This window comes from Corallococcus sp. CA041A (assembly GCF_003612075.1).
Classification (GTDB): Bacteria; Myxococcota; Myxococcia; order Myxococcales; family Myxococcaceae; genus Corallococcus; species Corallococcus exiguus.
In genome coordinates this window covers 1-7,382 of sequence record NZ_RAWF01000372.1, presented here as the reverse complement: position 1 = coordinate 7,382, position 7,382 = coordinate 1, and the positions used below count along the sequence as shown (strand labels likewise).

The window sequence follows — 7,382 nt, the reverse complement described above, 5'->3', positions numbered from 1 at the left end:
GCCCCCGTCGGGCCAGGCCCCTCCCGCGACGAGCTGGTGGAGCTGCTGCGCATCCGCCCCGCGCGGGCTCTGGGCATGGCGGCCCTCCACCTGGGCGTGTGGGGGCTGGCCGGCGTGGGGCTCGCGCACGTCAGCGGCTTCTGGCTGAAGCTGCCCCTGTGGCTGCTGGCGGCCCAGGGCGTCATGGGGCTCATCCAGCTTGACCACGACGCGTGGCACGACACCCTCTTCCCGAGGCCCTGGCAGAACCGCCTCTTCGGCAACGGGCTCAGCCTGCTCGTGGGCATCGCCTACGAGCCGATGCGGCACGACCACCTCGCGCACCACCGCTGGAACCGCACCGAGAAGGACCCTGACGCCTACAACGCGGGCCGCCGCTCGCCCGGGCTGTGGGCACTCTTCTACGCCACCGTGCTGCTGGGCCTGCCGCTCAGCCTCGTCTACTTCAACGTCCTCTACCCGGTGCAGCACTTCGACGCCGCCCGCTTGCGCCGCCATGCGCTGGTGCTGCTCGGCTACGGGGCCTTCTACGCGCTGCTCTTCTGGCTCCTGGCGGGCCACGGGCTCCTCGGGGGCGCGGTGGAGTGCTGGCTGCTGCCGGTGCTCTTCGCCAGCCCCCTCAACGGGCTCAAGTCCATCTCCGACCACCACGCCAACGTCTGGCGCGGCGACCGCTTCCACACCGCGACGACGGTGCGCAGCACCCGGCTCGTCACCTTCCTGTGGAACGGCCTCAACCACCACCTGGACCACCACCTCTACCCGCGGGTGCCCGGCTACAACCTCGCGCGGCTGCACGCGCGCCTGCGCGCCGAGCTGCTCGCGCGCGGGGCCCCCGTCTTCGACAGCTACCTCCACGTCATGTGGCGGGCCCTCCTGGCCGGCCCCATGGTGGTGGAGGAGGACGTGCGACTCGTCACCCTGGAGCGAAAGCGCCCATGAACGCCCTGCGCCGGCTGTACGCGGACATCCGCTACGAGGACGGCCGCTGGCCGCTGTCCCGGTGGGACCTCAACCTGCGCTACATCACCAAGAGCCTCCTGCACCTGCCGGAGCCGCGCTCGGCCGAAACCGGGGAGCACTTCGCGCGAGTCGCCCGGCACCTCGCCTCGGGGAGCTGGCGGCACGCGGGCGCGCCGGAGCTCCGGCTGAGCGCCGTGGGCGACATGATGTGGATTCGCAGCGGCTTCCACCGCGCCCTCTCTCCCGGCGTCCGTGAGGTGATGGCGGGGGACGCGGTGGCCTTCGCCAACCTGGAGACGCCGGTGGACCCGGCGCGGCCCGTGCCCCGGCGCGTCTACGAGACGCTCCACTACAACGCCCCGCCGGACTACCTCGCGGCCTGGGAAGGCACGGCGCGCCACCGCGTCTTCTCCCTCTGCAACAACCACGCGCTCGACCAGGGCGCCGAAGGGCTGGAGCGGACCCGGGGGACGGTGCTGGCCTCCTCCCAGCACCGCTGCGTGGGAGGCCCCCGGCCGGAGGACGCGGTGGCCGCCCTGGAGGTGGACGGGGTGCGGATGGGCATCGCCGCCGTGACGTATGACATCAACCACCTCGTGGGGGCGCCGCCCGACGGGGTGCCGGTGACGCGGCTGGGCAGCCCTCTCCACGCGCCGGACTGGGAGCGGCTGGGCGCGCTCATCGACGCCGCTCGCGCGGTGGGGCCGGACCTGGTGGTGCTGATGCCGCACTGGGGCTTTGAGTACGAGTACTGGCCCGAGGCCCTCCAGCGCGAGCACGCCTGCCGGCTCATCGAGCGTGGGGCGGACCTCCTCCTGGGCTCCTCGCCGCATGTCCTCCAGCCGGTGGAGTGGGTGTCCATCGACGGCGCGGACGCCACCTGCCCCACGCAGGTGCGCCGGGGCGGGCCCGAGCGGATGGGGCTCATCGCGTACTCGCTGGGCAACTTCCTGAGCATCATGCCCACGCTGGCGTGCCAGACGGGGGCCGTGCTGAAGCTCGCGCTCGCCCGGGACGCGCGGGGCGTGCTCCAGCCGGTGGATTTGCGCGCGGTGCCCACCGCCTGTGGACGGGGACTCGGTGGGGAGGGGTTCCTCGACGCGGGCGTGGTGCGCCTGGACGAGCTGCCCCCCCAGCGGGCGGCGCCGCACCTCGCGCATGCCCGGCGGACGTTGGGCGCGCTGCTTTCGGACCGGAGGGACTGAGGATGTCGTCGATTGATGAGCAGTTGGAGGCGCTCGCCGTCGGGATGGCGCGGCAGGTCGCGAGCTGGCTGCCGGCGGTGACGCCAGAGCGCTACGTGGCGTTCCTCGACATGATGTACCACTACACGCGGCGCAGCGGAGACCGGCTGCGGCTCGCGGCCGAGCGCGCGACGCTCCCCGAGCTGAAGGCCTTTTTCGCGGAGCTGGCGGGGGACGAGCAGTCGCACTACCTGCTGGCCAAGGCGGACCTCGCGGCCTTCGGGCGCGAGCCCTCGTCCGACACGCCTCGCGAGGTGGCCGACTTCCACGCCTTCTGGGAGGGAATCGGGCCGGAGCGGCAGCTCGCCTTCCTGGGCGCGCTGCGCGTGCTGGAGGGCGTGGCGCGGCACCTGGGAGGCGAGGCCCGCCAGGGACTGGGGCGGCTCGGGCTGGAGCGGACGAAGGCGCGCTTCATCCTCGTCCACCTCGACGTGGACCTGGAGCACGGCGCGCGGGCCCAGGCGCTCTGCGCGGCGCTGGGGGCCGGGCACCCGGAGCCGCTGCTCGAAGGGGCCCGGCGGGCCGCCGACTTCTGGGTGGCCATCCACCGCGCGGCGCTGGCCGGCGAGTCGCGGCCCTGAGCGGGCGCCTCAGCGCAAAAAAACGCCCTGCTTCCAAGAGGTTGGCAAGCAGGGCGATGACCCCGACAGGAATCGAACCTGTGGCCTGCGGTTTAGGAAACCGCCGCTCTATCCAACTGAGCTACGGGGTCGAAAGGTCGCGGGCGTTATAGCAGGCGATCCGAGGCACGCAACGGGTCTGATGCCCCCCTGGCGCGCTCTGTCCACTCCTACGTCTCCTGCCGCTTCACGTCGAGCGGGGGCTGCTTGCACTGAACCGCCCCAGGGCCGGATGAGCGCTCGCCATCCGGCCAGGGAAGAGGCGGTAGCAGGACTCAGCAATTGAGGATGCAGATCTCGTAGCGATTGCGACAACCCTGCATACATGCCGAGCTGGTGGGGGAGCACTCAGAGATGCATTTGTTGCGTTGGTTCTGACACTTCTGCGGGCAGGTGACAGCGGCTGCGTGGGTGTCATTCATGCCGGGCGCTTCCTCGGCCTGCATCTCACTGGACGGTGCTGTGTCGAGGGGTTGCTCGGATTCCAAGGGCCCGCAGCCCGCCGCGAACATCAGACTGCCAAGCGCGACCAACCACTTCATACGGCTCATCATGGCGCTACCTCCGAGTGTGGAGTGGGTGAGCGGATGATAATTCCGAATTTTGAGTAAACCATTGGGGAAAAGGCGGAAAAGTGTGGATGGGTTTTGTTGGAGGCGGAAACGTTTGTTGGCGGTGTTTGGATTGCTGTTGTGTATGTGACGCCCCCCGCGGCAACGACGCATGGTGGGGCGACACGCCGTGCCTTCGCAGGTCCTCGGCTGGGGCGGGCCCGCGGCCGGGATCACGGCGGCGCCTTACGCGGCCACTCTTCAGGAGCACCTCCACGGAAGCCCGTGGGAGCCCCTCCTTGAGGTTCCGCGGCATCTTCGCCAATCCCTGGGTGTGCCCGCACCCCAGGCCGGCATGCCCTTGCACCAGAGGCCAGACCCGCAGGGCCACCCATATTGCTTGCCATTTATTGTGGGGCCTTGAAGAATGGCAATTACCTCAAACCGATCTTCCAAGGAAAGACACCCGATGAATAGACAAGCAGCGCTCGCGGCCCTCGCAGTCCTCTGCCTCACGGCCTGTGGCGGCGCCATGGATGAGCAGACGGACCTGTCGGCCCAGAAGGCGGCCGTCCTCTCCTCGACGGATCCGTTGGTGGGGAAGTGGTGCCACGCGAGCTGGCCTGGCTGCTTCACCATTGACAGCAGTGGCTCCGGAATCATGTCGAACAACGGAGATGGCTGCTGGCGGACGAGTGATGTGAAGTTCTCGGGACTGACCCCGGGCTCCACTGCCGGGACCTACACTGGGACGCGCAACCACCGTGGGTCAGGAGTCTGCGCAAGTCCTGCGCCGTATCCTCTGCCGACTCCTACGACCATCACGATGACGGGGCCCGATTCCTTCACGGAAGTCTCCGGGAGCTTCACGGCGAGCTGGTTCCGCTCGCCCTGAGCCTCAACGGGGCCGGATGGGCTCTGGCCCATCCGGCCCCTGGGGGCAGGCCTATCTCGGCCCCCTGACTTCGTCTGAGAACTCAACGTCCACGTTGCGGGCGTCCCGCAGGCCGATGAAGCGGACTACAGCAAGAGAGTGGAGTCGCCATCGTCGCGCGGCCCCCGGCGGGTCGCCAGCGCTCGGCGCAGCATGGTTTCCGTCCATTCGAGTTCTTCTCGGGACAGCCCCGCCCCCATCCGCACGAAGCCCTTCTTGTGCTCGATGACGACGGTCAAGCTCCGGAAGAGCTTTTCCTCCGTCTCACGCAGGTCGATGTCCTCGATTTGCGACGCTGGGAGTCGTGTGGCTTCTCGCGGCTTCCCGCCCCCGGTGCGTGAATGCTCAATCCCCCGTGAGGACGCGGCGAGAGACCAACCCATATTGACCTCCCGAATGACACTCCACAAAAGGAGTCCTCCCAGGCAAAGGAAGACGGCGAGGGCCATCAGCGGCTCCGCGGAGGTGAGTTGTCGGAGGCCGTACGTGCGCACCCAGGCCAGCCCGAAGACGGTGGGCCCACCTACCGCGATGACAAGCGCGATGCCCGCCTTCACTACGAACAGGGGCCTCCAGCCGCAGCCTGGCAGCTGCAACACCAGACCCTGCGCACTCTGCCGGACCCGGATACGACTGCCTGGGGGGAGTGACGGTAGCGCCTGCTCGCGTTCAAGTGGCGCTGCTTCGAGACGGGCGTCCGCGGGGCGCGCATGTCCGCCGTCCACACTCAAATCAACGCCCAGGAAACGAGAGAGGGCTTGGGCGAGCTCCAGCGCCTCTTCCCGGTCGTTACTCCCCGACACCGCCACGGTTCGTGTCGGGGACTTCAACTCCACCGAGTAGAATCCCCAGTCGCTGGAGCCTCCCCCAGCCGCCTTGCCGCGGGGAGAGAGGGCCACGGACGTAAAAGACTCGAGCGGATGCGTGTTCGCGGAGAAGAACACGCCGACCCCGGACCGCAGCTTCAAGAGCTGTGTTTCCTTGTTGAGCAGCACCTTCCAGTCGGACGTCAGTTGGTGGGCGGCCCACCCGCAGGCGAGGAGCGCCATGGCCCATGCCTGCCATGCGTTCCAGAGGGAGGGCACGAGGAGAGCAACGACGGGGAAGGAGAGGGCCGCGACCAGCGCAACCCTGCACGCCTCTCTCACGAAGCGAGGTACGTCATGCTCAATGGTCAGGTGAGGGCCGAAAGCAGCCCACCGATGGGATCCGCATCGCATCTGGACGAGGCTAGAGCGCCGAACAGGATAGGTCACGCCACGCGCTGATAGCGCGCGGTGACCTTGAGGTTTTGGACGACCGCGAGTCGCCTGAGGTCAAAGAGGTTGCGGCGCGTGCCTCGATAGCGGGCCTTCGGACCCTGGCGGTTGGCGAGATGTGCCAGGCAATGCTCGACGCCGACACGCTCGCGGAGTTGTGCGCGGCCCGCACGCGACTGCAGACGTGAGCGAAGGCGCTTCTGTAGCCGCTCGTCGTCGCCCATCGTGACGCTGCGCCCCTTGCCGGACGCGGCCTGGGTACAGCTTGAGCGCAGCTTGCACGGCCCGCAGGCTTCTGGGTCGAATTGCACGACGGCACCGGGCTCGAAGGGCTCCACCTCGCCAGCAGGGCACGTGAGGGTGCCGTCGCGGATGTTCACTTTGAAGTCGCGCTTGCCGAAGAGTCCGGGCTTCGCGCTGGCTCCTCGCCACGGCCGGCAGACGACGTCGCCGCCGCTCGTCAGCACGTCTTCGGCCATGGAGCTGTTGAGGTACGCCCTGTCGATGAGGAGGACGTCGGGGAAGAGCTCCTGGTGGGCCATGTCTTCCTGCAGTGCAAGGGTCGCCTCCTCTTCGGGGCGATTGGCTGGCGTCACGGCGCAGGCCACCACGAGTTCGGTGTCGAGGTCGGTGCCGACGTGCTGCTTGTAGCCATTGAAGCGCTTGCTCTTGCTCTTGCGTCCGTGGCGCATGTCGGCGTCCTCGATGGAGATGCGCCTGTCGGCCGCCACGCCCTGTCGAATCTGAACGCCGCCCTCGGGGCGCGGCTCGAGGTCCTGCGCCTTCACCTGCGCGAGCGCTTCGATGTAGCGCGTCAGCGGAGCCGCGACGCACGACTGCGACTGCTTCGCCACCCAGGCCATGAGGCAGTCGAGCTGCCGGCACAGGCGATTGAGTGCGTCGAGCTTCGCGTCGGGCGCGCTCCAGTCGAGGTCGAGGCCGGCCTTGATGCTGCTGGCCAGCAGCAATGGTGCATTGGCCTGCTGACACACCTCCTCGACGTCGGTACCGAGCGCGAGCGCCATGCCCTCGGCCACCTTGCGGCCTGCGTGGCCGAGCAGATTGAGGGTGTCCTCAACCCGCCCGGCTCCTTCTAAAGGGCGGCTGTCCACCCCCACTCGCAGCGTCTTCGGCGTCTTCTTCGAATCGAACCCTTTCGTCCGCTTCGCCACCTCGACGGTGCGCTCCAGCAGCCGGCGGTCCATCTCGGTCGCGATGAGTCGCTCCCGGAATTGCTGCAGCCCGCCCTGGGAGAAGGCTGGCTCGTCCTCGTCCGCACCGAGCCGGTCCAATACCATTCGCCACCGGCTGTCGGTGCCCGACAGACACACGGCTTCGGCGTCCGAGGACTGCGTGTAGGTTTGCACCAGCAGCGCCATGCACATCATCGCGGGCGGCTGCGGCGTTTGCCCCTGGCCCGTCTGTCGGTACATCGCTTCAAGCTCGTCCTGAAAGGCCTCGTCGAACAACTCGTGCCGGTGCTCGCGCAGGAAGACGAATAGCTTCCTGCTCTTCCCCGCGAGCTTCAGCAGGCGCTGCTCCCGGGCGCTCTGCTCCACAGCCGGCTTCCAGCGTTCCATGAGCCACCTCTCCGTGAGGTGGCGACTTGATCACACCGCGACAGCCCGCGTCGAACGCTCGCGCAAGTACTCGACTTTCCTCGGGCAGAAACCTGATCGGCGCTCTAGGGGGTGTCCCTAATTATCTGAAGAAAGGTGCTGGAGGCCGAGCGGCCGCCAGCCCCGTGGGCAGGGTTGAGCTTGCAGGGAAAGGAAGAGCTGAGCACCCCTGGTGAGTGCACCGACATGAGC

Annotated in this window: 5 protein-coding genes and 1 tRNA gene; 3 read left to right on the top strand and 3 right to left on the bottom strand. The window is 68.4% G+C overall.

The genetic code is table 11. The features are described from left to right. The 3 genes from D7V77_RS38845 to D7V77_RS38835 form a co-directional block, all read left to right on the top strand. The coding region (locus D7V77_RS38845) for a fatty acid desaturase (RefSeq protein ID WP_147452304.1) at nt 1–942 on the top strand (942 nt) is incomplete at its 5' end. After that, on the top strand, nt 939–2,168 hold the full coding sequence (locus D7V77_RS38840) for a CapA family protein (RefSeq protein WP_120581258.1): 1,230 nt from the start codon (nt 939–941) through the stop codon (nt 2,166–2,168). The genes D7V77_RS38845 and D7V77_RS38840, both read left to right, overlap by 4 nt. A 2-nt stretch (nt 2,169–2,170) precedes the next feature. After that, a complete protein-coding gene (locus tag D7V77_RS38835) occupies nt 2,171–2,788 on the top strand; it encodes an iron-containing redox enzyme family protein (RefSeq protein ID WP_120581257.1) in 618 nt (205 codons plus the stop codon). Nucleotides 2,789–2,845: 57 nt separating this feature from the next. Here D7V77_RS38835 and D7V77_RS38830 read toward each other — a convergent pair. The 3 genes from D7V77_RS38830 to D7V77_RS38815 form a co-directional block, all read right to left on the bottom strand. After that, nucleotides 2,846–2,919 (bottom strand) — tRNA-Arg (locus tag D7V77_RS38830). Nucleotides 2,920–4,398: 1,479 nt separating this feature from the next. Then, nucleotides 4,399–5,361 carry a hypothetical protein gene (locus tag D7V77_RS38820; RefSeq protein ID WP_147452303.1) on the bottom strand — a complete coding sequence of 321 codons (963 nt, stop codon included), beginning with the start codon at nt 5,359–5,361 and terminating at the stop codon, nt 4,399–4,401. A 203-nt stretch (nt 5,362–5,564) separates the two neighbouring features. Continuing rightward, complete coding sequence (locus D7V77_RS38815; RefSeq protein WP_120581254.1) at nt 5,565–7,151, bottom strand: IS1182 family transposase; 1,587 nt, start codon at nt 7,149–7,151, stop codon at nt 5,565–5,567. Nucleotides 7,152–7,382 lie beyond the last annotated feature (231 nt).